Consider the following 13,115-nt stretch of genomic DNA (forward strand, 5'->3'; position numbering starts at 1 on the left):
GCGGGCAGCCCGTCATGGTCTGCAAAAAAACCCCGCAAAAGCGGGGTCTTAGAACTGAACGTAACGCCAAAACGTTACACTATTCATCACCTATCGGCTAAAACGGAATATCATCATCAAAATCGTCCACCGGATCCGGCATGGTGTTTTTCTGCGGCGATGACGGAGCGTTGGCCGGTTGCTGATTGTAATGGTCGTTCTGGTGGCCCTGATTATAACCGCCGTCGTCTTGCGGAGGCTGATTGGCATTCTGTGGACGCGCAGGCGCCTGCTGCGGGCGATTTTGCGGCTGGCCCTGGCCTTGCTGGCCCTGGCTCATGCCGCCGCCGTCACTATTGCGGCTGTCCAGCATCTGCATCTGGCCGCTAATATCCACAACCACTTCGGTGGTGTAAACGTCTTGGCCGTCCTTGTTCTGCCATTTGCGGGTTTGCAGTTTGCCTTCAATATAAATCTTCGAACCTTTGCGCAGGTACTGGCCCGCTACTTCTGCCACTTTGCCGAACATGACAATTTTGTGCCATTCGGTTTTTGGCACCATTTGCCCGGTTTGGCGGTCTTTATAGCTTTCGTCGGTGGCTATACTCAGATTAACCACGGCGTTGCCGTTGGGGGTATAACGGGTGTCTGGGTCTTGCCCCAGGTTACCGATTAAAATGACTTTGTTGATGCCTCGTGCCATGTTCTGCTCCTGAATAAAGTGTCGCGGCGGCTCGCGCTCCTTGCGCGCCACCAGAATTTCACGGCCTGTCAGTTTGCTGCAAAAATCCGGTATCGGCAAGCAAGGCCTCATCAAAAAACTGCCGGTCTATCTTCAGATAGGCAGTCGCTGCTTCTTCCATTATAACCACATCTTTTACGCCCGGCAGGGCGCGCAGAAAACTGTCTACATCGCTGTAGCTGAACGCTGCATCTGGTTCTAACTTTACCACAAAACCACTGGTATACCCTGGGGCCGGCATGGTCAGCGCCACCAGCAGCCACACCACCAGTACAGCCACCATCAACCCCAGCACGCCGGTTACACCAATGTGTTGCAGCAGGTAACCGCCCAAGGCGCCGCCCAGAAAGGCGCCCATAAACTGAGAGGTAGAATACACCCCCATCGCCGTACCCTTGCTGGCCGCTGGCGCCTCTTTACTGAGCAGCGACGGCAAACTGGCTTCCAGTAAATTGAACGCCATAAAAAAGAAAAACAGCATAAACCAGGCGGCCAGCAGGCTTTCGCCCACTCCCGACAGGGCCGCGCAAGACAGCGCCAGCAAGGCCACAGCGCCGCACAGCACCGGCTTCATTTTGCGCTTTTTCTCGCCGAGAATAATGAACGGCACCATAGCAACAAACGACGTCAGCATCACGCTCAGGTAAAACCACCAGTGTGAGCCGCTGGGCAGGCCCAGGCGATCTTGCAGCAAAGAGGGGAAAACCAGAAACAGCGCGGTAAGCACCAGGTGCAGGGAGAAAATACCAAAATCCAGTCGCAACAGGCGTTGGTCTTTCAACACTCGGCCCACCATAGCCCGGGCCGGTTGCTGCTCTGCACTGACTTTTCGTTGGTGGGGTGTAGGCACCAGGCGCCACACAACCAAAAGCGCAATCAATGCCAGCGCGGCGGTCAGGTAAAAAATGCCAGACAGACCCCACCGCTCGCCCAAGAGCGGCCCAAGCACCAAAGACACCGAAAACGATATACCGATGGAGATGCCTACCGTGGCCATGGCCTTGGTGCGTTCTTCTTCGCGGGTCAGGTCGCTGAGCAACGCCATCAATACGCTTGCAATGGCGCCGGCGCCCTGAAGAATCCGACCCAGAATCACAACGTATATGGAGTCTGCTGAGCCGGCGAGCAGACTGCCCGCCGCAAAGAGAATCAGGCCAAGATAAATCATGCGCTTGCGCCCAACCCGGTCTGACAGCAAGCCGAACGGAATTTGCAGCAGTGCCTGGCTTAGCCCATAGGCGCCAATGGCAAAGCCCAGCAGCGCGGGTGTTGCGCCTTCAAGCTCTCCGCCAAGCAGCACAAACACCGGCATAACCATGAACAGCCCGAGCATACGAATGGCGTACACCGACGCCAAAGCAGAAACCGAGCGTTTTTCAAGGGCGTTCATGGAACAGTTCCTCAGACGTTAGCAGAGACTAAAATCAAGCGCCGTAGTGTAACAGAACCGCCACAGCCGGCGCGAAGAGGAGTTGCACAGCGGCGGCGTTCACAAGCCGGCACCAGAACGCGGTATACTCATCACTTTTTCCTTGCGAGGTAATATGGACCAGATCCAGATCAAGGGTGCCCGCACCCACAATTTGAAGAACATCGACCTGGACATACCCCGGGACAAACTGATTGTGATTACCGGTTTGTCAGGCTCTGGCAAGTCATCACTGGCGTTTGACACTCTTTACGCCGAGGGCCAGCGGCGCTATGTGGAATCGCTGTCGACCTATGCCCGCCAGTTTTTGTCGATGATGGAAAAGCCTGACGTTGACCACATTGAAGGCTTGTCGCCGGCCATTTCCATCGAGCAAAAGTCCACATCCCACAACCCACGCTCTACCGTCGGTACAATTACCGAGATATACGATTACCTGCGCCTGCTGTTTGCCCGCGCCGGCGAACCCCGCTGCCCCGAACACGGCCAGCCGCTGGAAGCGCAAACCGTAAGCCAAATGGTGGATCAGGTTTTAGCGATGGAGGAAGACTCGCGGCTGATGATTCTGGCCCCGGTGATTCGTGACCGCAAGGGCGAGCATCTGCAAGTGGTTGAAACCATGCGCAGCCAGGGTTTTATACGCCTTCGGATAGACGGCACGGTTTACGACATTGATGACGTTCCGGCTCTGGACAAAAAGCGTAAACACCATATTGATGTTGTGGTTGACCGTTTCAAGGTAAAACCCGGCCTGGAACAACGCCTGGCCGAAAGTTTTGAAACCGCTCTGGCTTTGGCCGACGGCATCGCGTTAGTGGCCGCTATGGATGGCAGCGGCGAAGACACCACGCTGTCGGCTCGCTATGCCTGTAACCAGTGCGGTTATGCCATCAGCGAGCTCGAGCCCCGATTGTTCTCGTTCAACAACCCGGCTGGCGCCTGCCCTACCTGCGACGGGCTTGGCGTGAAGCAGTTCTTCGACTCCGACAAGATTATTCAGCACCCGGAGGCCAATCTTGCCTCCGGCGCCATCAAGGGCTGGGACCGCCGGGCGGTGTATTACTTTCAGCTTCTTAGCAGCGTGGCCGAACACTACAATATTGATCTGGACACGCCCTGGTGCGACCTGCCCGAATCGGTGCAACAGGTGATGCTGAATGGCTCGGGCAGCGAGGACATTAGTTTCCGCTACGTAAACAGCCGCGGCCACATCATGGAACGGCTGCATTCGTTCGAGGGCATATTACCCAACCTGGAACGGCGTTACCGTGAAACCGATTCCCAAAGTGTACGGGAAGAACTGGCCCGCAACCTGAGCACCCAGCCCTGTAGGGACTGCGGCGGCGCACGTTTGCGCCGTTCAGCGCGCAACGTGTTTATTGATGATCGAAATCTGCCAGCCATTGCCCACCTGCCGGTTGGCGAGGCGCACCGCTACTTTAGCCAACTGACTCTACCGGGCGCCAGAGGCGAAATTGCCGAAAAAATTCTAAAAGAAGTCCGCCAACGCCTGCAATTCCTGGTAAACGTTGGCTTGGAGTACCTGTCCCTTGAACGCAGCGCCGACACACTCTCCGGCGGCGAGGCCCAGCGCATACGCCTGGCGAGCCAGATTGGCGCCGGCCTGGTGGGCGTTATGTACATACTGGACGAACCGTCCATCGGCCTGCACCAGCGCGACAACGACCGCCTGCTAGAAACCCTTTACCACCTGCGTGACCTGGGCAACACAGTAATTGTGGTAGAGCACGACGAAGAGGCCATACTGGCGGCAGACCACGTTATCGACATAGGCCCGGGCGCCGGCGTACATGGCGGCCAAATAATAGCCCAAGGCAAACCGGCAGACATACTCGCAAACCCCAATTCACTAACGGGCCAGTACCTTAACGGCACCAAGTGCATCGCCATACCCGAAAAACGCAATCCCGGGTCCGGCCAATTTCTGAAACTGACCGGCGCCAGCGGCAACAACCTGACGAACGTTGACCTGGCTATACCCCTGGGCGTGATGACCTGCATTACCGGCGTGTCCGGCTCTGGCAAATCTACTTTGATCAACGGCACCCTCTACCCCATAGCGGCCACCGCATTGAATAAAGCCACGACCCTAAGCCATGGCCCCTACACCGGCATTGAAGGGATAGACCTGCTGGACAAAGTCATCGACATCGACCAAAGCCCCATTGGCCGCACACCAAGATCCAACCCGGCCACCTACACCGGGCTGTTCACCCCCATCCGCGAACTGTTTTCCGGCACCCAGGAAGCACGCTCAAGAGGTTACAAGCCCGGCCGTTTCTCCTTCAACGTTAAAGGCGGCCGCTGCGAAGCCTGTCAGGGCGACGGCGTCATCAAAGTAGAAATGCACTTCCTGCCGGACATCTATGTGCCCTGCGACGTCTGCAAAAGCAAGCGCTACAACCGCGAAACTCTGGAAGTGCGCTATAAGGGCAAGAACATCCATGAAGTTCTGTCTATGACCGTAGAAGAAGGCCGGGCGTTCTTCGACGCCGTTCCCTTTCTGGCCAGAAAACTGCAGACCCTGGTGGACGTGGGCTTGTCGTACATCCGCCTCGGCCAAAGTGCTGTGACGCTGTCCGGCGGTGAAGCCCAACGAGTGAAACTTGCCAAAGAGCTTTCTAAAAGAGATACCGGCCAAACGCTGTATATTCTGGATGAACCCACCACCGGACTTCACTTCTACGATATCCAGCAGTTGTTGACCGTATTGCAACGCCTCCGTGATCACGGCAACACCATCGTGGTCATAGAGCACAACCTGGACGTGATTAAGACTGCCGACTGGATTGTGGACCTGGGCCCCGAAGGCGGTTCCGGCGGAGGCCTGATCGTCGCGGAGGGAACACCAGAACAGGTAGCAGAAAACAAAGCCAGCCACACCGGGCGTTACCTGAAGCCGCTGTTGGAAAAGCAAAAAAAGGCCCAAAGATCTTAGATAGCAGAAGCAGATAGGGACAGATTTAAAATCTGTCCCTGTTACTTCAAGCTTTCCCGCAGACGAAAAAAAACCGGCTGCCCTTAGGCACCCGGTTTCTTCAAACAACTAACAAGGCTTTACGCCAAGTTACTCGTCAACTTCTTCCGCTTCGATATCCAACGGACGACCGATCAGCTCGACATATGCCATAGGGGCATTGTCGCCTGCGCGGAAACCGCACTTCAGAATACGAAGATATCCACCCGGACGCTCGTTGAAACGGGGACCCAGCTGAGTAAACAGCTTGGCAACCGCTGCATCGTCACGAAGACGTGCAAACGCCAGACGACGATTCGCGACCGAATCGATTTTAGCCAGAGTAATCAAAGGTTCCGCTACACGACGAAGCTCTTTAGCCTTCGGCAACGTTGTTTTGATCAACTCATGCTCAACCAGTGACGCAGACATGTTACGAAACATGGACTTGCGATGCGCACTGGTCCTGTTGAACTTACGACCACTCTTACGATGACGCATTGCTCTGATTCCTTAGCTTAACTAATCGGCGATTAACCGCCCAGAACCCGGTCATCACCACGAAGGCTTGCCGGCGGCCAGTTATCAAGACGCATTCCCAGAGACAAACCACGGGACGCTAATACGTCCTTGATCTCTGTCAGCGACTTTTTACCCAGGTTAGGCGTCTTCAACAGCTCAACTTCTGTGCGCTGTATCAAATCGCCGATGTAGTAAATGTTCTCGGCCTTCAAGCAGTTGGCGGAACGTACGGTCAGCTCAAGATCATCGACCGGACGCAACAGAATCGGATCAATTTCTTCCTCTTCTTCAACACGCTCTGGTTCTTTTTCATGATCAAAATCGACAAACACGGCCAATTGCTGCTGGAGAATGGTAGCGGCCCGGCGAATTGCTTCTTCCGGATCAATCGTACCGTTAGTCTCCAGGTCAATAACCAACTTGTCGAGGTCGGTACGCTGCTCTACCCGTGCACTTTCCACAGAATAAGCAACGCGACGAACCGGGCTGAACGTAGCATCCAGCTGCAGGCGCCCGATGGCACGAGTTTCGTCCTCATCCAGACCGCGCTGATCAGCAGGCTCATAGCCACGACCGCGGGCAATGCTCAGACGCATGTTAACTTCACCGTTTTCACTCAGGTGACAGATAACATGTTCCGGATTGGCGATCTCAACATCATGATCCAACTTGATATCTCCGGCTGTAACAACACCCGGACCCTTCTTGCTGAGCGTAAGCTCTGCATCGTCACGGCCGTGCATTTTTACAGCAACACCCTTAAGATTCAAAAGAATCTCTATGACGTCTTCCTGGACACCTTCGATGGCACTGTACTCGTGCAACACACCGTCAATCTGCGCTTCAGTTACAGCGCAGCCCGGCATTGAAGACAAAAGAATACGGCGTAACGCACTGCCCAGAGTGTGCCCGAAACCTCTTTCAAGAGGCTCCAAGGTAACCTTGGCACGCGTGGAACCGAATTCCTTCACGTCAATGGTACGAGGTGTCAATAACTCATGTACTGAACGCTGCATAGACGCCCCTATCTGCTATCGTTGCTAACTGGGCTTTACTTAGAGTAAAGCTCGACGATGAGGTTCTCGTTGATGTCGGCCGGCAATTCAGTCCGTGTTGGCACTGAACTGTAAACGCCGGACATCTTAGTGGCGTCGACATCTACCCAGCTCACCGCTGCGCGACCGGAGGCCAAGTCCAGAGCGCCTTTAACGCGCAACTGGTTTTTGGCTTTTTCACGCACGCTCAGAACGTCACCCGGCTTGACCTGGTAGGAAGGAATGTTCACAACCTTGTCGTTGACCAGAATTGCCTTGTGAGAAACGAGCTGGCGGCACTCCGCGCGGGTTGAACCAAAACCCATGCGGTAAGCAACGTTATCAAGACGCGCTTCCAGAAGTTGCAGCAGGTTTTCACCCGTTGCGCCCTTCAGGCGAGCCGCTTCTTTATAATAGTTGCGGAATTGCTTTTCCAGTACGCCGTAAATACGACGAACTTTCTGTTTTTCCCGCAGCTGGACGCCGTATTCCGACAGACGACCGCGACGCGCACCGTGCATACCCGGGGGGGTTTCAAGGTTGCACTTAGTGTCGAGAGCGCGAACACCGCTTTTCAGAAAAAGATCTGTCCCTTCACGACGAGACAGTTTGCACTTCGGGCCTATGTAACGAGCCATAATTACTGTCTCCTGTGTTAGACGCGGCGCTTTTTAGGCGGACGACATCCGTTATGGGGAATCGGCGTCACATCTGTGATGTTGTTGATCTTATAGCCGCACGAGTTAAGCGCACGAACTGCAGATTCACGACCAGGGCCGGGGCCCTTGACTTCAACATCCAGGTTTTTAAGGCCGTATTCAGCAGCCGAATTACCGGCTCTTTCAGCTGCTACCTGCGCAGCAAAAGGTGTACTCTTACGTGAACCGCGGAAACCGGAACCACCCGCAGTGGCCCAGGACAATACGTTGCCCTGGCGGTCCGAAATGGTCACGATAGTGTTGTTGAAGGACGCGTGAATGTGCGCGACGCCATCAACAACCGTTTTTTTCACCTTTTTACGGGTACGTGTACCTGGCTTTGCCATGTTTGCCTACCTGTTACTTACGAATAGGTTTGCGCGGACCTTTACGGGTGCGAGCGTTAGTCTTTGTGCGCTGGCCGCGGACTGGAAGTCCGTGACGGTGGCGCAGACCACGATGGCATCCAAGATCCTTCAAACGCTTGATGTTCATCTGTACTTCACGACGCAGATCGCCTTCGACGGTGCCTTTGGGCACATCAGTACGAAGTGCCTCCAGCTGTTCGTCAGTCAAGTCTTTGACTTTGACGTCCGGCTTAACGCCGGTTGCATCGCAAAGCTTTTGAGCTGTTGTTTTGCCTACACCAAAAATATAGGTGAGCGATACAACAACATGTTTGTGATCGGGTATATTGACACCGGCTATACGTGCCATCTAAATTACTCCGCGTTCAAAGCTATGCTGTGTGAATTGTCCGCCACTAAAAGGGCGCGAAATAATAACGCCTGACCCGGTATCGAGTCAAGCGCTATCATCGTACACCTTTTACAAGCAAGGGTTATTCCCGAAGAAATCAGCCCTGACGTTGCTTGTGGCGAGGCTCCGAGCAAATGACCCTTACGGCGCCATTGCGACGAATTACTTTGCAGTTACGGCAAATTTTCTTTACCGAAGCGCGTACTTTCATTGTCGACTCCAGTTTTCAAGGGGAACGGATTTACCCGTTCCGACCATAGCCCTTGAGATTGGACTTCTTCATCAGCGATTCATACTGATGAGACATCAGGTGCGACTGAACCTGAGCCATAAAATCCATCACGACGACTACAACAATCAGCAGAGACGTACCACCTAAATAGAAGGGTACATTCCCGGCCACCATCAGGAATTGAGGGAACAGGGAAACTGCTGCAATGTACATTGCTCCGAACAATGTCAAACGGGTAAGAACGCCATCAATATACTTGGCTGTTTGCTCACCCGGACGAATGCCCGGAATAAAAGCGCCTGAGCGCTTGAGGTTATCCGCGACTTCCCGTGGATTGTACATCAGAGCCGTATAGAAGAAGCAGAAAAATACCACTGCTGCCGCGAACAGAATAATATACAAGGGCTGACTGGGCGCAAGTGCCTGGGAAATATCGCTCAACCACTCCATGCCTTCACCCTGACCAAACCACTGCCCCAGCGATGCTGGAAATAACAGAATGGACGATGCAAAGATGGGCGGAATAACACCGGCCATGTTCACTTTCAAGGGCAAATGGCTGGACTGCTGGGCAAATACCCGCCCACCCTGCTGTCGCTTGGCGTAGTTAATGGTCAATTTGCGCTGACCGCGCTCCATGAACACCACAAAACCGATGACGGCAATTGCCAGCACACCGATACCAAGTACCAACAACAAGCTCATTTCACCGTTACGGGCCTGCTCCAGGGTCTGGCCGATTGCGCCGGGTAACCCGGCAACAATACCGGCGAAGATCAGCAGCGAAATGCCGTTACCAACACCTCGCTCAGTGATCTGCTCGCCCAGCCACATCATGAAGACTGCGCCACTCACAAACGATACAACCGCCACAAAGTGGAAGCTGAGAGTGTCATTGAAGGTAACGCCCTGAGACGCCAAACCGACAGAAATACCAGTACCCTGAAGCAGGGCCAGGATTACGGTACCGTACCGCGTATATTGGCTGATCTTACGACGACCCGCCTCGCCTTCTTTTTTCAGCTGCTCCAGCGTCGGACTGACCGCCGTCATGAGCTGCATGATAATAGAGGCCGAAATATACGGCATGATACCCAGCGCGAAGATGCTCATGCGCTCAAGTGCACCACCGGAAAACATGTTGAACATGCTCAGGATTGTGCCCTGATTCTGCTCAAACAGTGCCGCCAAGCGGTCGGGGTTTATACCAGGCACCGGAATGTGAGCACCGATTCGGTACACCAACAATGCCAGGAAGACAAACCAGAGCCGCGAACGCAGCTCTGCTAGTCCTTTACCCGCGCCCGCAGGCAATGATGCTGTCTTGGCCATTTAGTCCTCGACTCGCGTTAGTCTTCTACTTTGCCGCCCGCGGCGATAATCGCCTCGCGTGCGCCTTTGGTCACCCGCAAACCCTGCACGGTCACTGCGCGGTCAATTTCACCGGACAACATGACCTTTGCATCGCGAATTTCGTCGCGAATGATGTCTGCTTTTTTCAGAGCGTCGAGGTCGACCACATCGCCTTCTACCTTCGCCAATTCGTTCAGGCGAATTTCAGCAACGTAACGCTGCTGACGAGACGTGAAGCCGAACTTCGGCAAACGACGTGCCAACGGCTGCTGACCGCCCTCGAAACCGGGGGCAACGCTGCCGCCGGAACGGGCTTTCAGACCCTTGTGACCGCGGCCACAAGTTTTGCCGAAACCACAACCGATACCACGACCAACGCGCCTTGCGTTGGGGCGTGAACCGGGTTCTGGAGCTAGTTCGTTCAGACGCATCTTAGTTCTCCTCAACCCGAACCAGGTAATCTACCCGGTTAGCCATGCCGCGAATGGAAGGAGTATCTTCCAAAACCACGGATTGGCCAATTTTACGAAGACCCAGGCCCTTTACACAAAGCTTGTGCTTGGGCTGGCAGCCGATTGGGCTGCGGATCAGTGTAACTGTGATCGTTTTTGCGTTCGCCATGACTTCAACCCAGAATGTCTTCGACGGATTTACCGCGCTTGGCTGCAATATCTTCTGGCGCTTTCATTGCCTGAAGACCCTTGATGGTAGAACGTACCACGTTCACCGGGTTGGTAGAGCCATAGCACTTCGACAGTACGTTATGGACACCAGCCACTTCCAACACAGCGCGCATGGCGCCACCAGCAATAATGCCGGTACCCTCAGACGCAGGCATCATGAACACCCGTGAACCACCGTGCTGTGCCCGAACCGGGTACTGCAGGGTAGTACCGTCCAGCGGTACATCTACCATGTTTCTGCGCGCAGCTTCCATAGCTTTCTGTATAGCAACCGGCACTTCACGCGCCTTACCACGGCCAAAACCAACACGTCCTTTACCATCACCCACTACAGTCAATGCGGTAAAAGCAAAAACACGCCCGCCTTTCACTACCTTGGCAACGCGGTTTACCTGAACCAGCTTTTCCTGGAGCTCAGGCGCCTTCTGTTCGTTAACGCTCATCTTCTCCACCTCTTAGAATTGCAAGCCAGCTTCGCGGGCTGCGTCGGCCAGAGCCTGTACACGGCCGTGATAACGGTAACCGGAGCGGTCAAAAGCAACCTGCTCAACACCCGCCGCCTTGGCACGCTCAGCAATTAGCTGACCAACCTTTTTGGCGGCATCCACGTTACCGGTCGCACCCTGGCGCAGTTCCTTATCCAACGTGGAGGCAGTGGCCAGCACTTGGCTGCCATCTGCTGTCGTAACCTGGGCATACATATGACGCGGTGTGCGGTGAACGCACAGACGGTTTGTACCCAGCTCACGAATTTTCATGCGCACTTTACGTGCGCGACGCAATCTTTCGTTATTCGCGCTCATAGTCCCGCCCTATTTCTTCTTGGCTTCTTTGCGTCTTACCTGCTCATCCGCATAACGTACGCCTTTGCCTTTGTAAGGCTCGGGCGGACGGAAGGCGCGGATTTCAGCGGCGACGTGGCCAACCTGTTGCTTGTCGATACCGCGAATAATCACTTCCGTGTTTGACGGAGTTTCAACGGTAATCCCCTCGGGCAGCTCGTACGCAACGGGGTGAGAAAAACCCAGCGTCAGATTGAGCTTCGTACCTTGCGCCTGAGCCCGGTAACCTACACCGATCAGCTGGAGCTTACGCTCGAAGCCTGTGGTAACACCGGTCACCATATTGTTGATCAGAGCGCGGGTTGTACCAGCAAGAGCGCGGGACTGTTTGGCACCATCACGGGCTACAAAGCGTAGGAGATTTTCTTCCTGCTTTACTTCAACCGCTTGGTGGATTGAGAACTGAAGCGCTCCTTTGGAGCCCTTTACGTTAATTTCCTGACCGTTCAGCTTCACTTCAACACCGGAAGGCAGCACGACAGGATTATTGGCAACCCTGGACATGTGATTCTCCTAGAATACGGTGCAGATGACTTCGCCACCCACGCCGGCAGCACGTGCGGCGCGGTCTGTCATTACGCCCTGAGACGTAGAGACAATCGCGACTCCCAGACCACCGGATACTTTCGGTAGCTTCGCAGCGCCTTTATATTGGCGCAGACTCGGACGGCTAACACGGTCGATAGCTTCAATAACCGGCTTGCCACCAAAGTACTTCAGGGTAATCGTCAGCTCAGGCTTGGTGTCAGCCGAAACAATAAAATCTTCAACGTAACCTTCGTCCTTCAGGACTTGAGCCACGGAGATTTTCATCTTCGAGGATGGCATCTTAACGTCTGCTTTCGATGCCATCTGGGCATTACGAATACGTGTGAACATATCCGCAAGCGTGTCTTGCATGCTCATTGGTATGAGGCTCCTGATCTTTTTAGTTGTGCAGCGGCGCGCCGCACCGCTTACCAACAGGCTCCTGACCGAGGTCAGGGAGCCTATCTTACCAGCTTGCTTTGGTCAGACCCGGAACGTCTCCGCGCATGCCGTACTCACGGAGTTTAATCCGTGAAAGTTCGAACTTGCGCAAGACGCCGTGTGGGCGACCCGTTATCTGGCAACGATTACGAAGACGCGAAGGAGATGCATCGCGAGGAAGCTGTTGCAGCCTCATCTGTGCATTCCAGCGGTCATCATCGCTGGTATTGGGGTTCTTGATAATTGCCTTGATCTCAGCTCGCTTGGCCGCATATTTCGCAACGCATAGCTCGCGCTTGAGCTCACGGTTTTTCATGGAAACCTTTGCCATTACTCTCGTTCCTTATTTCTTGAACGGAAAGCCAAACGCTTTCAACAGTTCACGACCTTCATCGTCGGTACCGGCAGAGGTGGTAATGGTAATATCCAGACCACGAATCTTATCAACCCTGTCGTATTCAATCTCAGGGAAGATGATCTGCTCACGCACACCCATGCTGTAGTTACCACGGCCGTCGAACGACTTAGGGTTCAGACCGCGGAAGTCACGAATGCGGGGAACCGCAATGTGCACCAGACGATCAAAGAATTCCCACATACGCTCGCCACGCAGAGTAACCTTGCAACCAATTGGCCAACCTTCGCGGACTTTAAAACCCGCAACCGATTTACGCGCTTTGGTCACAACCACTTTCTGACCCGCCAGGCGCTCAAGATCAGCGACTGCGTTATCAATCAGTTTTTTGTCACCGATAGCTTCACCAACACCCATGTTCAGGGTGATTTTCTCGATACGCGGAACCTGCATGATGTTCTTGTAGCCGAACTCCTGCTGCAGGGCGGGTATCACTTCCTTACTGTACTGCTCTTTCATGTTCAGCATCGTAACCACCACC

Annotated in this window: 18 protein-coding genes; 1 reads left to right on the plus strand and 17 read right to left on the minus strand. The window is 54.3% G+C overall.

All coding sequences use genetic code 11. The features are described 5' to 3' along the window. Positions 1–97: 97 nt before the first annotated feature. The gene (gene ssb / locus ATI45_RS11540; RefSeq protein ID WP_098421730.1) at positions 98–682 is read right to left on the minus strand and encodes a single-stranded DNA-binding protein; all 585 of its coding nucleotides are present in this window, start codon (positions 680–682) and stop codon (positions 98–100) included. Positions 683–740: 58 nt separating this feature from the next. Continuing rightward, complete coding sequence (locus ATI45_RS11545) at positions 741–2,111, minus strand: MFS transporter (RefSeq protein WP_098419633.1); 1,371 nt, start codon at positions 2,109–2,111, stop codon at positions 741–743. A gap of 154 nt (positions 2,112–2,265) precedes the next feature. Here ATI45_RS11545 and uvrA point away from each other — a divergent pair, with 154 nt between their 5' ends. Further along, a complete protein-coding gene (gene uvrA / locus ATI45_RS11550) occupies positions 2,266–5,109 on the plus strand; it encodes an excinuclease ABC subunit UvrA (protein ID WP_098421731.1) in 2,844 nt (947 codons plus the stop codon). Positions 5,110–5,238: 129 nt separating this feature from the next. On the opposite strand, the gene rplQ is transcribed toward uvrA, so the two are convergent. The 15 genes from rplQ to rplE all read right to left on the minus strand — a co-directional run bounded on the left by rplQ (position 5,239) and on the right by rplE (position 13,102). Further along, a complete protein-coding gene (gene rplQ, locus ATI45_RS11555; RefSeq protein WP_098419634.1) occupies positions 5,239–5,628 on the minus strand; it encodes a 50S ribosomal protein L17 in 390 nt (129 codons plus the stop codon). Between the two features lie 32 nt (positions 5,629–5,660). Further along, the gene (locus ATI45_RS11560; protein WP_098419635.1) at positions 5,661–6,665 is read right to left on the minus strand and encodes a DNA-directed RNA polymerase subunit alpha; all 1,005 of its coding nucleotides are present in this window, start codon (positions 6,663–6,665) and stop codon (positions 5,661–5,663) included. A 35-nt stretch (positions 6,666–6,700) separates the two neighbouring features. Next, on the minus strand, positions 6,701–7,321 hold the full coding sequence (rpsD, locus tag ATI45_RS11565) for a 30S ribosomal protein S4 (RefSeq protein ID WP_098419636.1): 621 nt from the start codon (positions 7,319–7,321) through the stop codon (positions 6,701–6,703). A 17-nt stretch (positions 7,322–7,338) separates the two neighbouring features. After that, the gene (gene rpsK / locus ATI45_RS11570) at positions 7,339–7,728 is read right to left on the minus strand and encodes a 30S ribosomal protein S11 (protein ID WP_098419637.1); all 390 of its coding nucleotides are present in this window, start codon (positions 7,726–7,728) and stop codon (positions 7,339–7,341) included. Between the two features lie 13 nt (positions 7,729–7,741). Beyond that, positions 7,742–8,098: a 30S ribosomal protein S13 gene (gene rpsM, locus ATI45_RS11575; protein WP_098419638.1), complete on the minus strand. Its 357-nt coding sequence runs from the start codon at positions 8,096–8,098 to the stop codon at positions 7,742–7,744. Between the two features lie 139 nt (positions 8,099–8,237). Further along, a complete protein-coding gene (gene rpmJ / locus ATI45_RS11580) occupies positions 8,238–8,351 on the minus strand; it encodes a 50S ribosomal protein L36 (protein WP_007350481.1) in 114 nt (37 codons plus the stop codon). Between the two features lie 30 nt (positions 8,352–8,381). Then, entirely contained in the window at positions 8,382–9,704 is a 1,323-nt protein-coding gene (secY, locus tag ATI45_RS11585) for a preprotein translocase subunit SecY (RefSeq protein WP_098419639.1), read from the minus strand. Between the two features lie 17 nt (positions 9,705–9,721). Then, positions 9,722–10,156 (minus strand): 50S ribosomal protein L15, encoded by a 435-nt coding sequence (gene rplO, locus ATI45_RS11590; protein WP_098419640.1) that lies wholly within the window; start codon positions 10,154–10,156, stop codon positions 9,722–9,724. Between the two features lies 1 nt (position 10,157). After that, on the minus strand, positions 10,158–10,346 hold the full coding sequence (gene rpmD, locus ATI45_RS11595; RefSeq protein ID WP_007350484.1) for a 50S ribosomal protein L30: 189 nt from the start codon (positions 10,344–10,346) through the stop codon (positions 10,158–10,160). Between the two features lie 4 nt (positions 10,347–10,350). After that, positions 10,351–10,851, minus strand: coding sequence for a 30S ribosomal protein S5 (gene rpsE / locus ATI45_RS11600; RefSeq protein ID WP_098419641.1), 501 nt, complete (start codon positions 10,849–10,851; stop codon positions 10,351–10,353). A gap of 12 nt (positions 10,852–10,863) precedes the next feature. Next, positions 10,864–11,211: a 50S ribosomal protein L18 gene (rplR, locus tag ATI45_RS11605; protein WP_007350486.1), complete on the minus strand. Its 348-nt coding sequence runs from the start codon at positions 11,209–11,211 to the stop codon at positions 10,864–10,866. 9 nt (positions 11,212–11,220) lie between these two features. Then, positions 11,221–11,754 (minus strand): 50S ribosomal protein L6, encoded by a 534-nt coding sequence (rplF, locus tag ATI45_RS11610; protein WP_098419642.1) that lies wholly within the window; start codon positions 11,752–11,754, stop codon positions 11,221–11,223. Between the two features lie 9 nt (positions 11,755–11,763). Continuing rightward, on the minus strand, positions 11,764–12,156 hold the full coding sequence (rpsH, locus tag ATI45_RS11615; protein WP_098419643.1) for a 30S ribosomal protein S8: 393 nt from the start codon (positions 12,154–12,156) through the stop codon (positions 11,764–11,766). An 88-nt stretch (positions 12,157–12,244) separates the two neighbouring features. Continuing rightward, entirely contained in the window at positions 12,245–12,550 is a 306-nt protein-coding gene (gene rpsN / locus ATI45_RS11620) for a 30S ribosomal protein S14 (protein ID WP_098419644.1), read from the minus strand. A 12-nt stretch (positions 12,551–12,562) separates the two neighbouring features. Further along, positions 12,563–13,102 carry a 50S ribosomal protein L5 gene (rplE, locus tag ATI45_RS11625; protein ID WP_014869928.1) on the minus strand — a complete coding sequence of 180 codons (540 nt, stop codon included), beginning with the start codon at positions 13,100–13,102 and terminating at the stop codon, positions 12,563–12,565. Positions 13,103–13,115: the final 13 nt, after the last annotated feature.

This window comes from Marinobacter sp. LV10MA510-1, from assembly GCF_002563885.1.
GTDB lineage: Bacteria > Pseudomonadota > Gammaproteobacteria > Pseudomonadales > Oleiphilaceae > Marinobacter.

Bases quoted from the DNA above. Each gene is read 5' to 3' on its own strand.
- rpsN (WP_098419644.1), bottom strand. From the start codon at position 12,550: ATGGCAAAGGTTTCCATGAAAAACCGTGAGCTCAAGCGCGAGCTATGC.
- uvrA (WP_098421731.1), top strand. From the start codon at position 2,266: ATGGACCAGATCCAGATCAAGGGTGCCCGCACCCACAATTTGAAGAAC.
- rplO (WP_098419640.1), bottom strand. From the start codon at position 10,156: ATGCGTCTGAACGAACTAGCTCCAGAACCCGGTTCACGCCCCAACGCA.
- rplQ (WP_098419634.1), bottom strand. From the start codon at position 5,628: ATGCGTCATCGTAAGAGTGGTCGTAAGTTCAACAGGACCAGTGCGCAT.
- secY (WP_098419639.1), bottom strand. From the start codon at position 9,704: ATGGCCAAGACAGCATCATTGCCTGCGGGCGCGGGTAAAGGACTAGCA.
- rpmJ (WP_007350481.1), bottom strand. From the start codon at position 8,351: ATGAAAGTACGCGCTTCGGTAAAGAAAATTTGCCGTAACTGCAAAGTA.
- rpsH (WP_098419643.1), bottom strand. From the start codon at position 12,156: ATGAGCATGCAAGACACGCTTGCGGATATGTTCACACGTATTCGTAAT.
- rpsK (WP_098419637.1), bottom strand. From the start codon at position 7,728: ATGGCAAAGCCAGGTACACGTACCCGTAAAAAGGTGAAAAAAACGGTT.
- ATI45_RS11560 (WP_098419635.1), bottom strand. From the start codon at position 6,665: ATGCAGCGTTCAGTACATGAGTTATTGACACCTCGTACCATTGACGTG.
- rpsE (WP_098419641.1), bottom strand. From the start codon at position 10,851: ATGAGCGTTAACGAACAGAAGGCGCCTGAGCTCCAGGAAAAGCTGGTT.
- ATI45_RS11545 (WP_098419633.1), bottom strand. From the start codon at position 2,111: ATGAACGCCCTTGAAAAACGCTCGGTTTCTGCTTTGGCGTCGGTGTAC.
- rpsM (WP_098419638.1), bottom strand. From the start codon at position 8,098: ATGGCACGTATAGCCGGTGTCAATATACCCGATCACAAACATGTTGTT.
- rplR (WP_007350486.1), bottom strand. From the start codon at position 11,211: ATGAGCGCGAATAACGAAAGATTGCGTCGCGCACGTAAAGTGCGCATG.
- rpsD (WP_098419636.1), bottom strand. From the start codon at position 7,321: ATGGCTCGTTACATAGGCCCGAAGTGCAAACTGTCTCGTCGTGAAGGG.
- rplF (WP_098419642.1), bottom strand. From the start codon at position 11,754: ATGTCCAGGGTTGCCAATAATCCTGTCGTGCTGCCTTCCGGTGTTGAA.
- rpmD (WP_007350484.1), bottom strand. From the start codon at position 10,346: ATGGCGAACGCAAAAACGATCACAGTTACACTGATCCGCAGCCCAATC.
- rplE (WP_014869928.1), bottom strand. From the start codon at position 13,102: ATGCTGAACATGAAAGAGCAGTACAGTAAGGAAGTGATACCCGCCCTG.
- ssb (WP_098421730.1), bottom strand. From the start codon at position 682: ATGGCACGAGGCATCAACAAAGTCATTTTAATCGGTAACCTGGGGCAA.